This window comes from Mycobacterium sp. G7A2 (assembly GCF_041902445.1).
Taxonomy (GTDB): Bacteria; Actinomycetota; Actinomycetes; order Mycobacteriales; family Mycobacteriaceae; genus Mycobacterium.
In genome coordinates, this window is the sequence record NZ_CP169251.1 from 3,345,536 (window position 1) to 3,365,315 (window position 19,780).

Here is a 19,780-nt window from a genome sequence, read left to right on the forward strand (position 1 = left end):
GATGCGTCGGCGAGCCGACGGTTACGCGCGTCGGCGGGCCGACTGGAAATCAGCGGCGAGCCGACACTTGAACACGTCGGCGAGCCGACACTTGAACACCGTTCAGGTTAGTGCACGCGCGACGCCCACCATCGCCGAGGTGATCTGGTCGATCTCGGCGTCGGTGCAGATGTACGGCGGCATCACGTAGATCAGATTGCGGAACGGGCGCAACCACACGCCCCGCTCCACCGCCGCGGGAGTGGCGACCCGCAGATCGACCGGTCGGTCGAGTTCCAGCACTCCGATGGCGCCGAGTACCCGCACGTCGATCACGTTGGGCAGCGCCTCGGCAGCTCTGAGCCCGTCGGTGAGACCGGACTCGATGCGTCGCACCCGGGACTGCCAATCCCCGGTACGCAACAACTCGACCGACGCGACACTCACCGCGCACGCCAACGCGTTGGCCATGAATGTCGGGCCGTGCATCAACGCTCCGGGCGGATTCGCACTGATCGTGGCCGCGACGTCGCCCGTGCACAAGGTGGCCGCGAGTGTCAGGTAGCCACCGGTCAGCGCTTTGCCGACGCACATGATGTCCGGGCTGACCCCGGCCTGGTCGGCGGCGAACATGGTGCCGGTGCGCCCGAAGCCGGTCGCGATCTCGTCGAAGATCAGCAACACGCCGTACCGGTCGACGATGCGTCGCAGCTCGACGAGGTAGCGGGGATCGTGGAACCGCATCCCGCCGGCGCCCTGGACGACGGGCTCGACGATGACGGCGGCCAGTTCGTCGGCGTGGGCGGCGAGCAACTCCTCGAACCGCCTGACGTAGTCGGCGTCGAAGTCCCGGGGCGGAGGCGGGGCGAAGAGCTGGTCGGCGAGTAACGAATTCTCACCCGTCCACAACTCGTGCATACCGCCGTCGGGGTCGCAGACGCTCATCGGGGTGAAGGTGTCACCGTGGTAGCCGCCCCGCCAAGTCATCAGGCGCCGTTTGGCCGGATGTCCGCTGCTGCGCCAGTACTGCAGCGCCATCTTGACCGCGACCTCGATCGACACCGACCCGGAGTCGCTGAAGAACACCGTTTCCAGCCCCTGCGGCGTCACCTCGACGAGCAGTTGGGCAAGTCGGGCGGCGGGTTCGTGGGTCAGACCACCGAACATGACGTGGTTCATGGTCGCGAGTTGGTCGGTGATCGCTGAATCGAGCGCGGGGTGGCCATGTCCGTGCACCGCCGTCCACCACGACGCCATCGCATCCAGCACCTCGACCTGGCGTCCTTCGTGAATCACGGTCAGCCAGGCGCCCCGCGCGCCGACAGCGACGAGCGGCGGCACGGCACCGTCGCCGATCGCGCTGTAGGGATGCCAGACGTGGGCGGCGTCGATGGCGCTGATCTCAGCGGGCGTCATCGCACACACCTTCGGTAGATTAGCCGTCGATCATGATGACCCTTGCCCCCGCCCGGCCGGCACCGAGGACCGTCCCGGGCAGACCTTCGTCTGCCGCGGCGACCTCGTCGCGCCCCGGCATGGGCACCCGCACGTCCGGTTTCTACCGGCATGACCTAGACGGGCTGCGCGGTGTCGCGATCGCGCTCGTCGCGGTGTTCCACGTGTGGTTCGGGCGGGTGTCGGGCGGAGTCGACGTTTTCCTCGTCCTGTCGGGCTTCTTCTTCGGGGGCCGGCTGCTGCGCGGCGCGCTGACCCCGGGGGCGTCGCTACGCCCGGTGCCCGAGATCAAGAGGCTGGTGCGCAGGCTGCTGCCGGCGATGGTCGTGGTGCTGGCCGCCTCCGCGGTACTGACCATCCTGATCCAACCCGAGACGCGCTGGGAGACGTTCGCCGACCAGAGCCTGGCGAGCCTGGGCTACTACCAGAACTGGGAGCTGGCCAACTCCGCCGCGGACTACCTGCGCGCCGGGGAGGCCGTCAGCCCGCTGCAGCACATCTGGTCGATGTCGGTGCAGGGGCAGTTCTACATCGCTTTCCTGGCCCTGATCCTGGTGTTCGCGTTCGCGTTTCGCCGCCTCTTCGGCAGCCACATGCGGGCGGCGTTCGTCGTCCTGCTTGCCGGGCTGACCATCGCCTCGTTCGTCTACGCGATCATCGCGCACAACACCGATCAGGCCACCGCGTACTACAACAGCTTCGCCAGAGCCTGGGAGCTGCTCGTCGGCGTGCTCGTCGGGGCGGTCGTACCGAACCTGCGCTGCCCGATGTGGTTGCGCGTCGCGATGTCGGTGACGGCCCTGGCGGTGATCTTGTCGTGTGGGGCGCTGATCGACGGAGTGCGGGAGTTCCCCGGCCCCTGGGCGCTCGTCCCGGTGGTGGCGACGCTGTTGTTCATCCTGTCGGCGGCCAACCGCCACGCTGATCCGCACACCGGCGGCGCAATGCCGGCGCCCAACCGGCTGATGGCCAGCAAGCCCTTCGTCGCCCTGGGCGCGATGGCGTATTCGCTGTATCTGTGGCACTGGCCGCTGCTGATCTTCTACCTCGTCTACACCGGGGAGACCCGGGTCACCGTGGCCGAAGGAGCCGCCATCCTGGCGGTCTCCGGCGTGTTGGCCTGGTTGACCACCCGCTACGTCGAGGATCCGTTGCGTCAGCGCAGCGGGCCGTCGGCGGCGGTCAGCCCGGCCTCGCCGGTACCGCTGCGGGTCCGCCTGCGGCGCCCGACGATCGTGCTCGGGTCGACGGTGGCGTTGCTCGGGGTGGCGCTGACCGCGACCTCGTTCAGCTGGCGCGAGCACGTCATGGTGCTGCGCGCCGACGGCAAGGAGCTCGCCGGCCTGTCATCCCGCGACTACCCGGGCGCGCGTGCCCTTGTCGACGACGCCCGGGTCCCCAAGCTGCCGATGCGTCCGACGGTCCTGGAGGCCAAGGAAGACCTGCCCATCTCCACCATCGACAAGTGCATCAGCGACTTCTCCAATGCCGGGCTCATCAACTGCACCTACGGCGACCCGGACGCCGCGCGAACCATTGCGCTGGCGGGCGGCTCGCATGCCGAGCACTGGATCACCGCACTGGATCTGCTCGGGCGGATGCACCACTTCAAGGTGGTCACCTACCTGAAGATGGGTTGTCCGCTGACCACCGAGGAAGCCCCGCTGATCATGGGCTCCACCCGCCGGGACCCGCAGTGCCACACGTGGAATCAGCGGGCGATGTCCGCATTGATCGCCGACCGGCCCGACTATGTGTTCACCACCTCCACCAGGCCGTGGAACACCAAGGACGGAGACGTCATGCCGGCCACCTACATCGGCATCTGGCAGAAGCTCCTCGACCACGACATTCCCGTGCTGGCGATGCGCGACACGCCGTGGATTCTCGACGAGGACCGCGAACCGTTCCGGCCCGCCGATTGCCTGGCCGACGGTGGTGACGCGGTGTCGTGCGGTATGGACCGGTCGATGGCCCTGGCCGATCACAACCCGACGCTGGACTTCCTCAGTCGCTTTCCCAACCTCAAGCCCCTGGACATGACCGACGCGGTATGCCGCGCCGACACATGCCGTGCCGTGGAGGGAAATGTGTTGATCTACCACGATTCCCATCACCTGACCGCGACCTACATGCGGTCGCTGGCCCCCGAACTGGGCCGTCAGATCGCCGCCGTCACCGGCTGGTGGACGGATTGATGACGTCGTCCGGTTCGACGTCCATCCCCACTGTCTGGCCCGGCGACGCCTATCCGCTGGGCGCCACGTACGACGGAGCGGGAACGAACTTCTCCCTGTTCTCCGAGGTTGCCGAACGGGTCGAGCTGTGCCTGATCGGCAAGGACGGCCGCGAGGACCGCATCGAACTCGACGAGGTCGACGGCTTCGTCTGGCACTGTTACCTGCCCACGGTGACCCCGGGCCAACGCTACGGATATCGGGTGCACGGGCCCTGGAGCCCGGCGGCCGGACACCGGTGTGATCCCAGCAAGCTCCTGCTCGATCCGTACGGCAAGTCCTTCCACGGTGACTTCGCGTTCGGCCAGGCGCTGTACTCCTACGACCTGAAGGCCGACGACCTCGTCACCGGCGGCACGCCGCCACAGATCGACTCGCTCGGACACACCATGACCAGCGTCGTCATCAACCCCTTTTTCCAGTGGGGCTCCGACCGCGCGCCGCGCACGCCCTATCACGAGACGGTGATCTACGAAGCGCATGTCAAGGGCATGACCCAATCGCACCCCGGCATTCCCGACGAGCTGCGGGGCACGTATGCCGGGCTCGCGCATCCGGCGATCATCGATCACCTCAAGTCGCTGAACGTGACCGCGATCGAGTTGATGCCGGTCCACCAGTTCCTCCACGACCACCGCCTGCTCGACCTGGGGCTGCGAAACTACTGGGGCTACAACACGTTCGGCTTCTTCGCACCGCACGCCGACTATGCCGCCACCAAACATGCCGGCGGCGCGGTCGGCGAGTTCAAGACCATGGTGCGCGCCTTCCACGAGGCCGGGATCGAAGTCATCCTCGACGTGGTCTACAACCACACCGCCGAGGGCAATCACCTCGGCCCCACCCTGAACTTCCGGGGCATCGACAACGCCGCCTACTATCGGCTGCTCGACGGTGACCTCCGCTACTACAAGGACTTCACCGGCACCGGCAACAGCCTCAACGCCCGGCACCCGCACACCCTGCAACTGATCATGGACTCGCTGCGGTACTGGGTCACCGACATGCACGTCGACGGGTTCCGCTTCGACCTCGCCTCCACGCTGGCGCGGGAGTTCTACGACGTCGACCGGCTGTCGGCGTTCTTCGACCTGGTGCAGCAGGATCCCGTGGTCAGCCAGGTCAAGCTCATCGCCGAACCGTGGGACGTCGGCGAGGGCGGTTACCAGGTCGGCAACTTCCCAGGTTTGTGGACCGAGTGGAACGGGAAGTATCGCGACACTGTGCGTGACTACTGGCGGGGAGAGCCCGCAACCCTCGGCGAATTCGCGTCCCGGCTGACCGGGTCGTCGGATCTGTATGAGGCGACGGGTCGGCGACCGTCGGCGAGCATCAACTTCGTCACCTGTCACGACGGTTTCACGCTGGCCGACCTGGTCTCGTACAACGAGAAGCACAACGAGGCCAACGGAGAGGACAACCGCGACGGCGAGAGCCACAACCGGTCGTGGAACTGTGGGGTCGAGGGACCGACCGACGATCCTGAGATCCTCACCCTGCGGGGACGGCAGATGCGCAACATCATGGCCACCCTGATGCTCTCGCAGGGCACCCCGATGATCGCGCACGGCGACGAGATCGGCCGCACCCAGTCGGGGAACAACAACGTCTACTGCCAGGATTCGGAACTGTCCTGGATGGACTGGTCGCTGTGTGACACCAACGCCGACCTGTTGGCTTTCACCCGCAAGGTGGTCAAGTTCCGCAAGGACCATCCGGTGTTCCGCCGCCGACGCTTCTTCGAGGGGAAGCCGATCCGCACCGGCGACCAGGTCCGCGACATCGCCTGGTTGACGACCTCCGGCAAGGAGATGGACTACGACGACTGGGGTGCCGGGCTGGGCACCTGCGTCGCGGTCTTCCTCAACGGGGAGGCCATCCCCGCCCCCAACGAACGCGGCGAGCGCGTCATCGACGACTCGTTCCTGCTGTGCTTCAACGCCCACGACCACATTCAGGACTTCGTTGTGCCTCAAGGCAATTACGCCAATGAGTGGGAGGCCGCGCTCGACACCGCCGACCCCACCGGAACCACCGCCCTCACCGTGTCCGCCGGGGAGAAAGTCTCGCTGGCACCGCGCTCACTTCTCGTACTGCGTAAGACCGCCTGATGGCGGTCACCTCGACCTACCGGCTGCAGATGCGCGGTCCGGCCAGCGGTCAGACGTTCACCTTCGCCGACGCCGAGAAGCTGGTGGACTACCTCGCCGAACTGGGTGTCTCCCACCTCTACCTGTCCCCCATCCTCACCGCCACGGAAGGTTCGGGACACGGTTACGACGTCACCGATCCGACCGCGGTGTCGGCTGAACTGGGCGGCGCCGAGGGCTTCGCCCGCCTGGTCGCCTCCGCCGAGGCGGCCGGCCTCGGTGTGATCGTCGACATCGTGCCCAATCACGTCGGCGTCGACGCACCGCGCCAGAACCGGTGGTGGTGGGACGTGTTGACGCACGGTCGCCAGTCCGAGTACGCGCGCTATTTCGACATCGACTGGGGCGTCGACCCTGACGGACGAATCCTGTTGCCGGTGCTGGGATCCGACTCCGACGTCGCGGACCTGGTGGTGGAACGGGGACAGGACGGAGCCGTGCTGCGGCTCGGCGATCTGGAGTTCCCGGTCAGTCCGGGCACCGGGGAGGGCACCGGACCGGAGGTGCACGACCGCCAGCACTACAAGCTGATCGGTTGGCGCAACGGGGTGTGCGGGTACCGCCGCTTCTTTTCGATCACCTCGCTGGCCGGGCTGCGCCAGGAGGACCGCGAGGTGTTCGACGCCACCCACGTCGAGGTCCGCCGCTGGTTCAGCGAGGGGCTGGTCGACGGCATCCGGATCGACCATCCGGACGGATTGTCCGATCCCACCGGCTATCTCGAATGGTTACGTGACCTCACCGGTCCGCAGGCCTGGATCGTCATCGAGAAGATCCTCGCTGTGGACGAGGCACTCGACCCCAGCCTTCCCGTCGACGGGACCACCGGTTACGACACGCTGCGCGAGACCGGAGGCCTGTTCATCGACCCGACCGGCCGGGACGCGTTGACCGAACTCACCGACTCAGCCGGCGCCGACTACGCCGCCGTCGCCGAGGAAGCCCGCCGGCTGAAACGCCAGGCCGTCACCGAAACGCTGGCCAGTGAACTGGCCCGGCTGCACCGAGCGGTGGTGGCTGCCGCCGGCGCCGATCACGACCGTCTGCCCGAGTCGATCGCGGTCCTGCTCAGCCACGTGGGCGTGTACCGGTCCGACTACCGGGCACTGGCCCAGGTGCTGCCGGTGGCCATGTCGGAAACGGCATCTGAGCATCCCGAGCTGAGCCGACCGTTGGAGCTGCTCAGCGCGGCGCTGAGCAACGCCGAGGAAGTCGGGGTGCGGCTTCAGCAGCTGTGCGGCGCCGCCACCGCCAAGTCGATGGAGGACTGCCTGTTCTACCGCGACTCCCGGCTCGTATCGCTGAACGAGGTGGGCGGCGAGCCCGAGTACTTCGGCGTCAGCGCCGCGGAGTTCCACCAACGTGCGACGGTGCGGGCCGCGCTGTGGCCGCGCGCGATGACCACGCTGAGCACCCACGACACCAAACGCGGCGAGGACGTGCGGGCCCGTATCGGGGTGCTGTCCCAAGTGCCCTCGCTGTGGTCCGAGCTCGTCGGGGGCTGGCAGAGCACCGCCCCGGCCCCGGACGCCCAGACCGCCATGTTCCTGCTGCAGAACATGTTCGGGGTGTGGCCACGAGATGGCGTGGTGAGCGCCGAACTGCGTCAGCGTCTGCATGCGTACGCCGAGAAGGCCATCCGGGAGGCTGCGCTGCACACGACCTGGAATGATCCCGACACCGAGTTCGAGGAGGCCGTGCACACCTGGATCGACTCGGTGATCGACGGCCCCGTCGCCGTCGAGATGACGGCGCTGGTTGATCGGCTCGGTCCGCACGCAGACTCCGATGCGCTGGGGCAGAAGCTGATCGCTCTGACCGCGCCCGGGATCCCCGACGTCTACCAGGGCACCGAGCTGTGGGAGGACAGCCTCGTCGATCCGGACAACCGTCGTGAGGTGGACTACTCCGAACGCCGCCACGCCCTGGACACCATGACCCACCCGAAGATGCGGGTGGTGCGCGAGGCTCTTCGGCTGCGCCGGGAGCGCCCGGACACGTTCGTCTCGGGTGGCTACCGTCCGGTACCTGCCGACGGGGGGTTGGCCGAGCATGTGGTGGCCTTCCTCCGTGGCGAGGATGTCCTGGTCGCGGTGAGTCGCTGGACCGTGCGCCTGGGCGACAGCGGGTGGGAAGACACGGCGGTGACGCTGCCCGACGGCGTGTGGACCGACGTCCTGTCCCGCACCCAACGTCGCGGCACGGTGCCGGCCGCTGAGTTGTTCGCCGAGATGCCCGTCGCATTGCTGGTGCGCGCCGATGCCTGAACATGAATTCGCCGTCTGGGCACCACGTCCCGACCTGGTGCGCCTCGACGTCGAGGGCACCCTGTACCCGATGACCCGCGGAGAGGACGATTGGTGGCGCGCCGTCGTCGACACCGCTGCCGACGCCCGCTACGGATTCGTCCTCGACGACAACCCCAAGGTGCTGCCCGATCCGCGCTCTCCACGCCAACCCGACGGGGTGCATGAACGCTCGGCGCTGTGGCGCGCGGCCCCGGAGGCGTGGACCGACGGTGACTGGCAGGGCCGCTCCATCGAAGGCGCCGTGATCTACGAGTTGCACATCGGCACGTTCACCCCCGATGGCACGTTCGACGCAGCGATCGAGAAGCTCGACCACCTGGTCGACCTCGGCGTCGACTTCGTCGAGGTGATGCCCGTCAACGCCTTCGGCGGCACGCACGGCTGGGGCTACGACGGCGTGCTCTGGTATGCGGTGCACGAACCCTACGGTGGACCGGACGGATTGATCCGGTTCGTCGACGCGTGCCACACCCGTGGGCTCGGCGTGTTGATCGACGCGGTGTTCAATCATCTCGGCCCCTCAGGGAACTACCTGCCCGAGTTCGGCCCCTACCTGTCCACCGGCTCCAATCCGTGGGGCGAGTCGATCAACATCGCCGACGCCGAGGCCGACGAGGTGCGCCGCTACATCCTGGACTGCGCGCTGCGGTGGATGCACGATTTCCACGCCGACGGCCTGCGCCTGGATGCGGTACACGCCCTCGTCGACACGACCGCGATCCACATCTTGGAAGAGATGTCTGCCGAAACCGACGACCTGGCAGCACGGGTCGATCGGCCGCTGTCCCTGATCGCGGAGAGCGACCTCAACGATCCCCGGCTGATCACCCCACGCGACGCAGGCGGTCTGGGCATGACCGCGCAGTGGGACGACGACATCCACCACGCGATCCACGCGGCCGTATCCGGCGAACGGCAAGGCTATTACTCGGATTTCGGTTCCCTGGAGACGCTCGCGCAGACGTTGCGCGGCGGCTACTTCCACGCGGGCACCTACTCGTCGTTCCGGCACCGCCGCCACGGCCGGCCGCTGGACACCGCCACGATTCCGGCGACCCGGTTGCTGGCCTACACGGTGACCCACGACCAGGTCGGCAACCGTGCGATCGGTGACCGGCCCTCCCAGAACCTGACCCCGGGTCAGCTTGCCATCAAGGCTGCGCTTGCCGTCGGATCACCTTATACCGCAATGCTTTTCATGGGTGAAGAGTGGGCGTCGTCGTCACCGTTCCAGTTCTTCAGTTCCCATCCCGAGCCGGAATTGGCTCGCGCCACGGCCGAGGGCCGTAAGCGGGAGTTCGCCGAGCACGGCTGGGATGCCGACGCCATACCCGACCCGCAGGATCCGCAGACATTCCTGCGTTCCAAGCTCGACTGGGACGAGGTCGGCACCGGCGAGCACGCTCGTCTGCTCGACTTCTACCGCGCTCTGATCGCCTTGCGCCGCTCCGAGCCCGACATGGGCGATCCCTGGCTGGACCACCTGCGTGTCGACTACGACGAAGACGCTCGCTGGGTCGTCATGCGGCGCGGTGCGCTGGCGATCTGCTGCAACATCGGCGCCGAGCCGGTCGACATCCCTGCCGCCGGGGAAACGGTGTTGGCCTTCGGCGAGACGTCATCCGGAAGCGAGACCTCGAGGCTGGGTGGGCACTCGGTGGCAGTGCTGCGCGCCTGAGGTCCACCGAGAGCTCACGCGGAATATCAGGTCAGGTATCGGTAGGTCGGCGACCCGGGCTCGAGCAACTGCACGTGGCATTCCGAGGTCCGCATCCGCGCCATGAGACCCTCCAGGTCGGACGCCGAGCCCATCTCGATGCCGACCAGAGCTTCTCCGGTCTCCCGGTTGTTGCGTTTGACGTATTCGAACAACGTGATGTCGTCGTTGGGGCCGAGCACCTCGTCGAGGAAGCGGCGCAGCGCCCCCGGCTCCTGGGGGAAATCGACCAGGAAGTAATGCTTGAGACCCAGGTGAACCAACGAACGCTCGAGCACCTCCCCGTAGCGGGACACGTCGTTGTTGCCACCGGAGATCAGACACACCACCGTCGATCCCGGCTCGATGTCGGCCTCTGTCAGCGCGGCCACCGAGAGCGCGCCTGCGGGCTCGGCGATGATGCCTTCGTTCTGGTACAGGTCCAGCATGGCGGTGCACACGGCACCCTCGTCGACGGTGGTGATCGACACCATGTCCCCCGCTGCGGTGAGGGCCTCGAACGGTTTGGTGCCCACACGGGCGACCGCGGCCCCGTCGACGAACTGGTCGACGTGCTCGAGCGTGACCGGGGCGCCGTTGGCCAGCGCAGCCACCAGTGCTGCCGCTCCGGCGGGTTCGACGCCGAGCACCGACGTGGTGGCGGTGCGCTCGGCGAGGAACGTGGTGATCCCGCTGATGCAGCCGCCACCACCGACCGGAACGATCACGGTGTCGGGTTCGGCTCCGAGCTGGTCGAGGATCTCCACCGCGATGGTGCCCTGCCCTGCCATCGTGCGCACATCGTCATAGGGCGGCACCAGCGTCGCGCCGGTGCGCGCCACGTCCTCCCGCGCGGCCTCGGCGGCCATGTCGTAGGTCTTTCCGCCCACGATGAGTTCGATGAAGTCCCCGCCGTGGTAGCGGATCCGGTCGCGCTTCTGCTTGGGCGTCTTCGCCGGCACGTACACCCGTCCGTGCACGCCCATCGACCGGCAGGCCAGCGCGAAACCCTGGGCGTGGTTGCCGGCCGACGAACACACCACCCCGGCAGCTTTCTCGTCGGGGCTGAGCTGCATCAACAGGTTGTAGGCGCCGCGCAACTTGTACGACCGCACGGCCTGCAGGTCCTCACGCTTGAGATAGACCTGCGCACCGGTGATCTGCGACAGTCTCTCGCTGAACTGCAGTGGCGTGGTGGAGACGACGCCCGCAATTCGCCGCGCCGCCTCATCGATGTCCGCGGCGCAAAGCGGCGCGGCGGAACCGGTGCGGGGACGGTGGCTCAGGTCAGCGGACACCGATCAATGGTGCCACCCCGGGCTCGACCGGCAAAAATCGAAATTCGGCGCCACCCCGTGAACCCTATGACAGGACGCGCCGAAAACGGCGTTTCGGGTGGCCGAAAACTTTCCTGCGAGCTATCGTCAAACCATGACCACTGTCCACCACCTGCGCGATGTGGTGACCCGTCCTGCGTCGACGGTGTCGATTGCCGGCGTGCCCTGGCCCACCTTCAAGGTCGTGGCCCTGGTTCTCGGCCTGCTGGTGTTCACTGTCGTCGCGGTCGCGACCGCGTCGGCAGCCCCGGCGGTGCTCAGCGGTGCCGGTGTCGCCGCAGTGGTCTGGATCGTGTCGGGGTTGACAGCTCCCGCCGGCCACTGAAGCCCAGCCGAACAGCACGCCGGCTGAAGCCGGCGGGGTCTCGGGCGATTCCTGTGGCAGTGCTCATGCCGCCTCACACCCGCCCCGGCGAGTGCGTTGCGCGGCGAACCGCAGGCAGCACCGACAAACTGGCCACCTGGATGGCGATGACGACGGCGATCAGCGCACCGACGGACTGTGAATACAACAGACCCGTCAATGCTCCGCCGGCTGCTGCCGCGACGCCGATGACGGCCGCGTACACCCCGTAGGCGGTGGCCCGTCGGGCCGGCTCCACCAGGTCAGCGACGACGGCACGCAACGTGGACTCCTGGATGCCGACCGCCGCGCCCCAGAGCACAGCCCCGATCACCACCGAAGACACGGCGCCCTGGAACGCGAAGACCGGCACGAGGGCAGCCAGCAGCGGCAGTGCCACCAAGACGCGTGCACCCCGGCGGTCATACATCCAGCCGGTGGCCAACGCCGCGACCGCATCAGCGGCCATCGCGGTCGCGTAGATGACCGGGACCAGCGCCACCGACACGATCCGCCGATCGACCAGATGAAACGACAGGACACCGAAAGTCGTGAAGCCGACCATCGTGGCCGCCGAGAATCCCGCGTACACCCAGAAGGCGCGCGGTAGAGCCCGCACAAAGAGCTGCGCACCGTCAGACGCAGATGAAGACTCCGTCGCCGCGATGACCTCGTAGGCTGCGGGCTCGGGTACCCGGGCCCGCAGCCACAGCAGCAGGACAAGCACGGCGACCCCGGGAAGCGCGAGAAGGGCGAACGTGGGGCGGTAGTCGCCCCCGAAGATCACCAGCATGCCCGCGACCGCGAGGGGGCCGACGAAGGCACCGACCTGGTCCATCGCCTCGTGCACCGCGAACCCGCGGCCCCGGCCGGTCACCGCCGTGGCATGCGAGAGCAGCGTGTCCTTGGCGGGACTGCGCACGGCCTTGCCCACCCGTTCGGCGATCACCAGCACTGCGGCCACCCAGACCGCACCGGCGAGCCCCAGAAAGGGCACCGTGACCACGGTCAGGAAATAGCCGCTGATCGCCCAGGCCCAGAAGTGCCCCGTCCGGTCGGCCAACGGTCCGGACACGATTCGCAACAGCAGCGCCGCCGCTTCGCCCACCCCCGTCACGACACCCACGACGACGGCGGTCGCTCCGAGCGAAGCCAGAAGCGGCCCGGTGATCGACCGCGCGCCTTCGTAGACGATGTCGGCGAGCAGGCTGATCAGGCCGAAGGTGGTGACGAACCGCCAGGCGCTCAATCCCACCCCCGACCGTGGCGTCATCCCCCCAGACAGCCCGGACCCAGCAGCTCCTTGAGATCACCCATCAACGCCGAGGACGGGGTCACCCGCAGGGACTGATCCAGTTCGAGGGTGGTGATGCGCTCACCACTGATCAACCGCAAGTGCACCTGCGCCGTGCCGGGATGGCGGGCCAGCACCTGCTTGAGAGCAGTGACCTTGTCGACCGTGCACTGCCGGGTCGGCAGGCTCACCGCGACGGGACGGTTGACCTGGGCGCTGGAGAAGTCGGGCACGATCAGCTCGTTGGCGATCAGCGAGATCCGGTCATCGCGGATCGCCACCTTCGCCCCGATCAGCACCACGACGTCGTCGGCGATCTCAGCACCGAACATCGAGTACGTCTGAGGGAAGAACAGCACCTCGATACCGCCGGTCAGATCCTCGATCTGGGCGGAGGCCCACGGCAGGCCGTTCTTGTTGACCCGCCGGTTCACCGAGGCCAGAATTCCACCCACCCGCACCTGGGTGTCGTTGGCGATGTCCCCGTCCAGGATGGCCGGGATCTGGGTGTCGACCTGTGCGGCGAGAAGGTGGGCGATGCCGTTGAGAGGGTGACCGGAGACGTAGAGGCCGAGCATTTCGCGCTCGAGCGCGAGTTTGTGCTTGTCCTCCCACTCGTCGTCGGGCACCTTGATCGTGAAGACCGACTCCCCTGCGTCGGCGCCGTCACCGCCGCCGAACAGATCGAATTGTCCCATCGCCTCGGCCTTCTTGGTGCCCAGCACCGAGTCGACGGCGTCGGTGTGGACCAGGAACAGACCCTTGCGCGGATGCTCGAGCGAGTCGAAGGCGCCGGCTTTGATCAGCGATTCGGTGACCTTCTTCGTGCACGCTGCGATGTCGATCTTGTTGAGGTAGTCGGAGAAGTCGGTGAACTTGCCCTTCTCGGTCCGCGTGCTCACCAGCGACGAGACCACGTTGGCCCCGACGTTGCGCACCGCACCGAGCCCGAAGCGGATGTCGTTGCCGACCGAGGCGAAGTTCTGCACCGACTCGTTGACGTCCGGCGGCAGCACGGTGATGCCGAGCCGGCGGCAGTCGGCCAGATACACCGCTGCCTTGTCCTTGTCGTCGCCGACCGAGGTGAGCAGACCGGCCATGTATTCGGCCGGATAGTTCGCCTTGAGGTAAGCCGTCCAGTACGAGACCAACCCGTAACCGGCCGCGTGTGACTTGTTGAACGCGTATCCGGCGAACGGCAGGATGGTGTCCCACAACGCCTTCACCGCACCCTCGGAGAAGCCGTTGTTGGTCATGCCTTCGTGGAAGCTCTTGTACTCGGCCTCCAGCACCTCGAGTTTCTTCTTGCCCATGGCCTTTCGCAGCGCATCGGCTTTGCCCATGGTGTAGGAGGCCACCTTCTGGGCGATGAACATGATCTGCTCTTGGTAGACGATCAGGCCGTAGGTCTCGGCCAGGATCTCCGAGAGCGGCTCCTCGAGTTCGGGGTGAATCGGTTTGATCGGCTGGCGGCCGTTCTTGCGGTCGGCGTAGTCGTTGTGGGCATTCATGCCCATCGGTCCGGGCCGGTACAGCGCGAGCACGGCGACGATGTCGTTGAACTCGGTGGGCTGCATGCGGCGCAGCAGGTCGCGCATGGGCCCGCCGTCGAGCTGGAACACGCCGAGCGTGTCGCCGCGACCGAGAAGTTCGTAAGCCTTGGGGTCGTCGAGTTCCAGCGACTCCAGATCGAGGTCGACACCCCGGTTGGCTTTGATGTTCTCGATGCAGTCGCCGATGATCGTCAGGTTCCGCAGCCCGAGGAAGTCCATCTTGAGCAGACCGATGGCCTCACACGACGGGTAATCCCAGCCGGTGATCACCGCGCCGTCCTGCGGACGGCGCCACAGCGGGATCGAGTCGATCAGCGGTTCGGAGCTCATGATCACCGCGCAGGCGTGCACCCCGGCGTTGCGGACCAGACCCTCCAACCCGCGGGCGGTCTCGTAGATGGTCCGCACGTCGGGATCGGTGTCGATGAGGGCTCGGACCTCGGCGGCTTCTTTGTACCGCTCGTGGTTGGGGTCGGTGATGCCCGAGACGGGGATGTCCTTGGCCATGATCGGCGGTGGTAGCGCCTTGGTGATCCGGTCGGCAATCGCGAACCCGGGCTGGCCGTAGTGCACGCGCGCCGAATCCTTCAGCGCGGCTTTGGTTTTGATGGTGCCGAAGGTGATGACCTGGGCGACCCGGTCGCTACCCCATCTGTTGGCCGCGTACCGCAGCATCTCGCCGCGACGACGGTCGTCGAAGTCGATGTCGATGTCGGGCGCCGACGGGCGCTCGGGGTTGAGGAACCGCTCGAAGAGCAGGCCGTGCGGGATGGGGTCGATGTTGGTGATGCCCAGCGCGTAGGCCACCAGGGAACCGGCCGCCGAACCACGCCCGGGGCCCACCCGGATGTCGACGGACTTTGCGTAGTTGATGAGGTCCGCGACGATCAGGAAGTACGACGGGAAGCCCTTGTCGCAGATGACCTTGATCTCGTAGTTCGCCCGGTCGATGTAGTCCTGGCCGACCGCTCCGGGGAAGCGCCGCTCCAGTCCCGCCATCACCTCGTGCTGCAGCCAGGAGGCCTGGTCGTGACCGTCGGGAACCGGGAAGATCGGCATCCGGTCGCGCGGCTCCCACACGTCGGCGTAGGACGTGACGCGCTCGGCGATCAGCAGTGTCGAGTCGCAGGCGCCCGGGACCTGGTCGTCCCACAGTGCCCGCATCTCGGCAGCGGACTTGAGGAAGTAACCGTCGCCGTCGAACTTGAACCGGTTGGGGTCCGAGAGTGTCTTGCCGGTCTGGATGCACAGCAGCGCCTCGTGGTTCTGCGCGGCGTCGCGGGTGACGTAGTGGCAGTCGTTGGTGGCCAACGGCGGGATGTTGAGTTTGCGCCCCACCTCCAGCAGTCCCTCGCGGACGCGGCGCTCGATGTCGAGGCCGTGATCCATCAATTCGAGGAAGAAGTTCTCCGGGCCGAAGATCTCGCGCCACTTCGCTGCAGCTTCCAGCGCCTCCCGCTGGTGCCCGAGTCGCAACCGGGTCTGCACCTCTCCCGACGGGCACCCGGTCGTGGCGATGATGCCCTCGGCGTGTTCGGCGATCACCTCGGCATCCATCCGTGACCACTTGCCGAGCTGGCCCTCGAAGGACGCCAGCGAAGACAGCTTGAACAGATTGCGCAGCCCGGTGGCACTCTCGGCGACCATCGTCATGTGCGTGTAGGCGCCGCTGCCCGAGACGTCGTCGGACTTCTGGCTCGGGTCGCCCCAGAGCACCCGCTTCGTGTCGAAACGCGACGCCGGGGCGATGTAGGCCTCGATCCCGATGATCGGTTTGATGCCGGCGTCGGTAGCGGCGTTGTAGAACTCGCTGGCCCCGAACATGTTTCCGTGGTCGGTCATCCCGATCGCGGGCATCTCCAGCCGCTGCGCCTCGGCCAGCATGGGCTTGACCTTCGCGGCACCGTCGAGCATCGAATACTCGGTGTGGTTGTGCAGATGCACAAAAGACCCTGAAGACCCTGGAGACCGCCCGTCTGAACCACTCATAGGCCAGCCAGTCTATGGCCGCCCACCGACAGTGCGCGGCGTGTCGCGGTGCGTGTCTCGCAGCGGTCGACGACCCGGCCCCACCGGCCCCCGCCCGGTTCCGCTCACGCGTCGATGTGCGCCGCGACAGGCGATTCCAGCAATCCGCTCTCGAACAGGGTCAACAATTGCCTGGCAACACCACCGGCGTCGTAGTCGGAGGTGCTGTGCCGAAGGAAACCGGCATGAAACCCCGCGCCCCAGAACAACCCGGCCAGCATGTCCGCCACCGCGGCAGCGTCGATGTCGGACGGCAACTCGCCACGCCGCATCGCCTCGACGACCACAGAATCGTAGAAAGAATGCACCGCGGCGAAGATGCGCGCCGCGGCCTCGGCCCGATGTGGTCCACGGTGGTGTTCCAGCCGCGCCGCGACGAGGAACCGCAGCGTGTCGGCATCCTCGAGGCTCCACCGCTGCAACGACCCGAGAAAGCTGGCCAACTGGTCGCGTAGGCCGACCTGCTGCTGGGCTTCGGCGACGCAACCCATCATGGCGTGGTGGACCTCGGCGAGGAGTACGTCGTAGATCTGCTCACGGCTGCCGAAGTAATAGTGCAGCGTGGGCCTGCTCACCCCGGCCCGCAGCGCGATCTGCTGGAACGTCGCCGCTTGGTAACCGCGTTCGGTGATGACGCCCCGCGCCGCGACCAGGATCCCGCGGCGCGTGTTCTCGGAATCAGCCCCCACCGGGCGGCCGCGGCCCCGAGGGCGCTCGCCGGCCGAGCTGACAGTCTCCACGAGCAAACGTTATTGCATAGCTATTGGGGGGTCAATCGCGCCGATCGCAAATTCTCAGGCTGCTGTGGTCTGTATTGTGCGCCGGTCGGAGCGTGCGCGCCGCACCGCGTCGACGGTGAACACCGCCAGCGCCAGCCAGATGAGCGCGAAGCCCAACCACCGCGCCGGTGGCATCGGTTCGTGCCCGACCAACACGCCCCAACTGAGTTGCATCGCCGGGGTCATGTAGAACAGCAGCCCCAACGAGACCATCGCCAGCCGCTGCGCCGCAGCGGCGAACAGCAGCAGCGGCAGCGCGGTGAGCACGCCGGCCAGGATCATCAGCACCACGTGTGTGCCGCCGTGACCGGTGAACGTCGCATGCCCGGCGGCGGCGGTGACCCCGACATAGGCGAGCGCGAACGGCGTCGCCAGGCCCGCCTCGATGCCGACGCTGACGCGCGGGTCGGTGGACACCGACTTCTTCACCGCGCCGTACATGCCGAACGACAACGCGAGCCCCAGGCCGATCACCGGAGGTGCCCCGACATTGATCGTCAACACGATGACCGCGACGACGGCGATCACCAGCGCGCTCAGCTGCCACCGATTCAGCCGTTCCCGGAAGATCAACAGCCCCAGCGCTATCGAGACCAGCGGGTTGATGAAGTACCCGAGCGCGGCGTCGACGACGTGACCGTTGTTCACCGCGTACACGTAGATCACCCAGTTCGCCGCGATCAACGCCGAGGCCGCGGTCAGCAACAGCCAGGTGCGCCGGTCGAGCCGACGCACGTCACCGAGGCGCCGGACCGCCGCCACCACGACCAGCAGGAACAGGAAGCTCCAGATGATGCGGTGCGCCAAGATCTCGACGGCGCCGGCCGGCTTCAGAAGCGGGAAGAACGCCGGGAACAGCCCCCACATCGCATAGGCGCCGAACCCGAACAGCAGTCCCGACCTCACAGCTGTTGGTTGCGAAGCACGTCGAGCGCATGCTGCAGATCAGCCGGATAGTCGCTGGTGATCTCCAGCCGGCGGCCGTCGGCTGGATGCGCGAAGGCCAGCGAGCAGGCGTGCAGCCACTGACGTTCCAGTCCGAGCCGTTTCGCCAGGGTCGGGTCCGCGCCGTACGTGAGGTCCCCGCAGCATGGGTGGTGCAGCGCGGCGAAGTGCACCCGGATCTGATGAGTGCGTCCGGTCTCGAGTTCGATGTCGAGCAGGCTGGCCGCCTGGTGCGCCTCCAGCGTGTCGTAGTGCGTCACGCTGTGGCGGCCGTCCTCGACGACGGCGAACTTCCAGTCGTGGCCGCGGTGCCGGCCGATCGGTGCATCGATGGTTCCGCTCGACGGGTCAGGGTGCCCCTGCACCAGTGCGTGATAGCGCTTCTCGACGGTGCGCTGCTTGAAGGCCCGCTTCAGCACCGTGTACGCCCGCTCGGACAACGCGACCACCATCACCCCCGAGGTACCGACGTCGAGACGGTGCACGATGCCCTGCCGCTCGTGGATACCCGAGGTACTGATCCGGAAGCCGGCCGCGGCCAGTCCACCCAGCACGGTGGGCCCGTGCCAGCCCACCGTCGCATGCGCCGCGACCCCGGGCGGCTTGTCCACCGCGACGATGTCGTCGTCGGCGTACAGGATGTCCATGCCCTCGACATCGACCGGGGTGTTCTCCACCGGCGGCGGCGCGTCGGGCAGCCGCACCTCCAGCCAAGCCCCTGCCGGCAGCTTGTCCGATTTGGCCGCACGCACGCCGTCGACCTCGACGCCGCCCTCTTCGGCCAACGCCGCAACCGCGGTGCGCGACAGGCCGAGCAGCCTGGCCAGACCGGCATCGACGCGCATACCGGCCAGGCCTTCCGGCACCGGCATCGACCGTGTCGTCATTCCCGACCCGACTCGTCGTCCGGCTGACGCCTCCCGACCGGATCGTCGCCGCCGTCCGGCTGACGCCTCCCGACCGGATCGTCGCCGCCGTCCGGCTGACGCCTCCCGACCGGATCGTCGCCGCCGTCCGGCTGACGCCTCCCGACCGGATCGTCGCCGCCGTCCGGCTGACGCCTCCCGACGGAACCCTCGCCGCCGTCCGCCTGACGCCTCCCGACGGAATCGAAATCGAATCCGAACAGCGACAACACGACCAGCAGGATCGCGCCGCCCACCACCGACGGGTCGGCCACGTTGAACACCGGCCACCACCCGATCGACAGGAAGTCCACCACGTGGCCGCGCAGCGGGCCCGGCGACCGGAAGAAGCGGTCGACCAGGTTGCCCATGGCCCCGCCGAGAATCAGCCCCAGGCCGATCGCCCACCACGGTGACACCAGCCGGCGCCCCATCCAGATGATGCCGAACACGACACCGGTGGCCACCAACGTCAACACCCACGTGTAACCGGTCGCCATCGAGAACGCCGCACCGGAATTGCGCACCAACGTCCAGGTCACGGTGTCACCGATGATCGACACCGGCTGACCTGGCGTCAGCAGCTCGACGGCCAACACCTTCGTGACGATGTCCAGCACGAGTACGACTCCGGCGACGCCGAGCAGAAGGCGCAGCCGGCGCGGCGGCGAGGGATCCCGAGGCGCCGCGTCACCGGCCGCCGGGTCGGCCGGGCTGGAGGATTCGTCAGTCACGCCCCCCATCATCGCAAAGCACAGGTGGGGAAGAAT

The 19,780-nt window shown here is 67.4% G+C and carries 13 protein-coding genes; 5 read left to right on the plus strand and 8 right to left on the minus strand.

Annotation, left to right across the window (positions count from 1 at the left end; genetic code table 11):
• Window positions 1-102: 102 nt before the first annotated feature.
• On the minus strand, window positions 103-1,395 hold the full coding sequence (locus tag ACEWX3_RS15945; protein WP_374157053.1) for an adenosylmethionine--8-amino-7-oxononanoate transaminase: 1,293 nt from the start codon (window positions 1,393-1,395) through the stop codon (window positions 103-105).
• A 119-nt stretch (window positions 1,396-1,514) separates the two neighbouring features.
• Between ACEWX3_RS15945 and ACEWX3_RS15950 the strand changes: the two genes are divergently transcribed.
• Genes ACEWX3_RS15950 through treZ form a run of 4 tightly spaced genes read left to right on the plus strand, consistent with a single transcriptional unit; the run spans window position 1,515 to window position 9,808 of the window.
• Window positions 1,515-3,632, plus strand: coding sequence for an acyltransferase family protein (locus ACEWX3_RS15950; protein ID WP_286182883.1), 2,118 nt, complete (start codon window positions 1,515-1,517; stop codon window positions 3,630-3,632).
• Window positions 3,632-5,782: a glycogen debranching protein GlgX gene (gene glgX / locus ACEWX3_RS15955; protein WP_221356919.1), complete on the plus strand. Its 2,151-nt coding sequence runs from the start codon at window positions 3,632-3,634 to the stop codon at window positions 5,780-5,782. Before ACEWX3_RS15950 ends, glgX begins: the two co-directional genes overlap by 1 nt.
• On the plus strand, window positions 5,782-8,088 hold the full coding sequence (gene treY, locus ACEWX3_RS15960; RefSeq protein ID WP_374157054.1) for a malto-oligosyltrehalose synthase: 2,307 nt from the start codon (window positions 5,782-5,784) through the stop codon (window positions 8,086-8,088). The genes glgX and treY overlap by 1 nt, the downstream gene beginning before the upstream one ends.
• Window positions 8,081-9,808, plus strand: coding sequence for a malto-oligosyltrehalose trehalohydrolase (treZ, locus tag ACEWX3_RS15965; RefSeq protein WP_374157055.1), 1,728 nt, complete (start codon window positions 8,081-8,083; stop codon window positions 9,806-9,808). Before treY ends, treZ begins: the two co-directional genes overlap by 8 nt.
• Before the next feature lie 26 nt (window positions 9,809-9,834).
• Here treZ and ilvA read toward each other — a convergent pair whose 3' ends face one another.
• Window positions 9,835-11,124, minus strand: coding sequence for a threonine ammonia-lyase IlvA (ilvA, locus tag ACEWX3_RS15970; protein WP_207066534.1), 1,290 nt, complete (start codon window positions 11,122-11,124; stop codon window positions 9,835-9,837).
• A 133-nt stretch (window positions 11,125-11,257) separates the two neighbouring features.
• Between ilvA and ACEWX3_RS15975 the strand changes: the two genes are divergently transcribed.
• Window positions 11,258-11,488 (plus strand): hypothetical protein, encoded by a 231-nt coding sequence (locus ACEWX3_RS15975; RefSeq protein ID WP_221356925.1) that lies wholly within the window; start codon window positions 11,258-11,260, stop codon window positions 11,486-11,488.
• A gap of 73 nt (window positions 11,489-11,561) precedes the next feature.
• On the opposite strand, the gene ACEWX3_RS15980 is transcribed toward ACEWX3_RS15975, so the two are convergent.
• The 6 genes from ACEWX3_RS15980 to lspA form a co-directional block, all read right to left on the minus strand.
• Entirely contained in the window at window positions 11,562-12,779 is a 1,218-nt protein-coding gene (locus ACEWX3_RS15980; RefSeq protein WP_374157056.1) for an MFS transporter, read from the minus strand.
• On the minus strand, window positions 12,776-16,342 hold the full coding sequence (dnaE, locus tag ACEWX3_RS15985) for a DNA polymerase III subunit alpha (protein ID WP_207066537.1): 3,567 nt from the start codon (window positions 16,340-16,342) through the stop codon (window positions 12,776-12,778). The genes ACEWX3_RS15980 and dnaE overlap by 4 nt, the downstream gene beginning before the upstream one ends.
• Window positions 16,343-16,446: 104 nt before the next feature.
• Window positions 16,447-17,121, minus strand: coding sequence for a TetR/AcrR family transcriptional regulator (locus ACEWX3_RS15990; RefSeq protein WP_374157057.1), 675 nt, complete (start codon window positions 17,119-17,121; stop codon window positions 16,447-16,449).
• 54 nt (window positions 17,122-17,175) lie between these two features.
• On the minus strand, window positions 17,176-18,066 hold the full coding sequence (gene rarD / locus ACEWX3_RS15995) for an EamA family transporter RarD (RefSeq protein ID WP_374157058.1): 891 nt from the start codon (window positions 18,064-18,066) through the stop codon (window positions 17,176-17,178).
• The gene (locus tag ACEWX3_RS16000) at window positions 18,063-18,992 is read right to left on the minus strand and encodes an RluA family pseudouridine synthase (RefSeq protein ID WP_283613045.1); all 930 of its coding nucleotides are present in this window, start codon (window positions 18,990-18,992) and stop codon (window positions 18,063-18,065) included. Before ACEWX3_RS16000 ends, rarD begins: the two co-directional genes overlap by 4 nt.
• On the minus strand, window positions 18,989-19,753 hold the full coding sequence (gene lspA, locus ACEWX3_RS16005; RefSeq protein WP_374159873.1) for a signal peptidase II: 765 nt from the start codon (window positions 19,751-19,753) through the stop codon (window positions 18,989-18,991). The genes ACEWX3_RS16000 and lspA overlap by 4 nt, the downstream gene beginning before the upstream one ends.
• Window positions 19,754-19,780 lie beyond the last annotated feature (27 nt).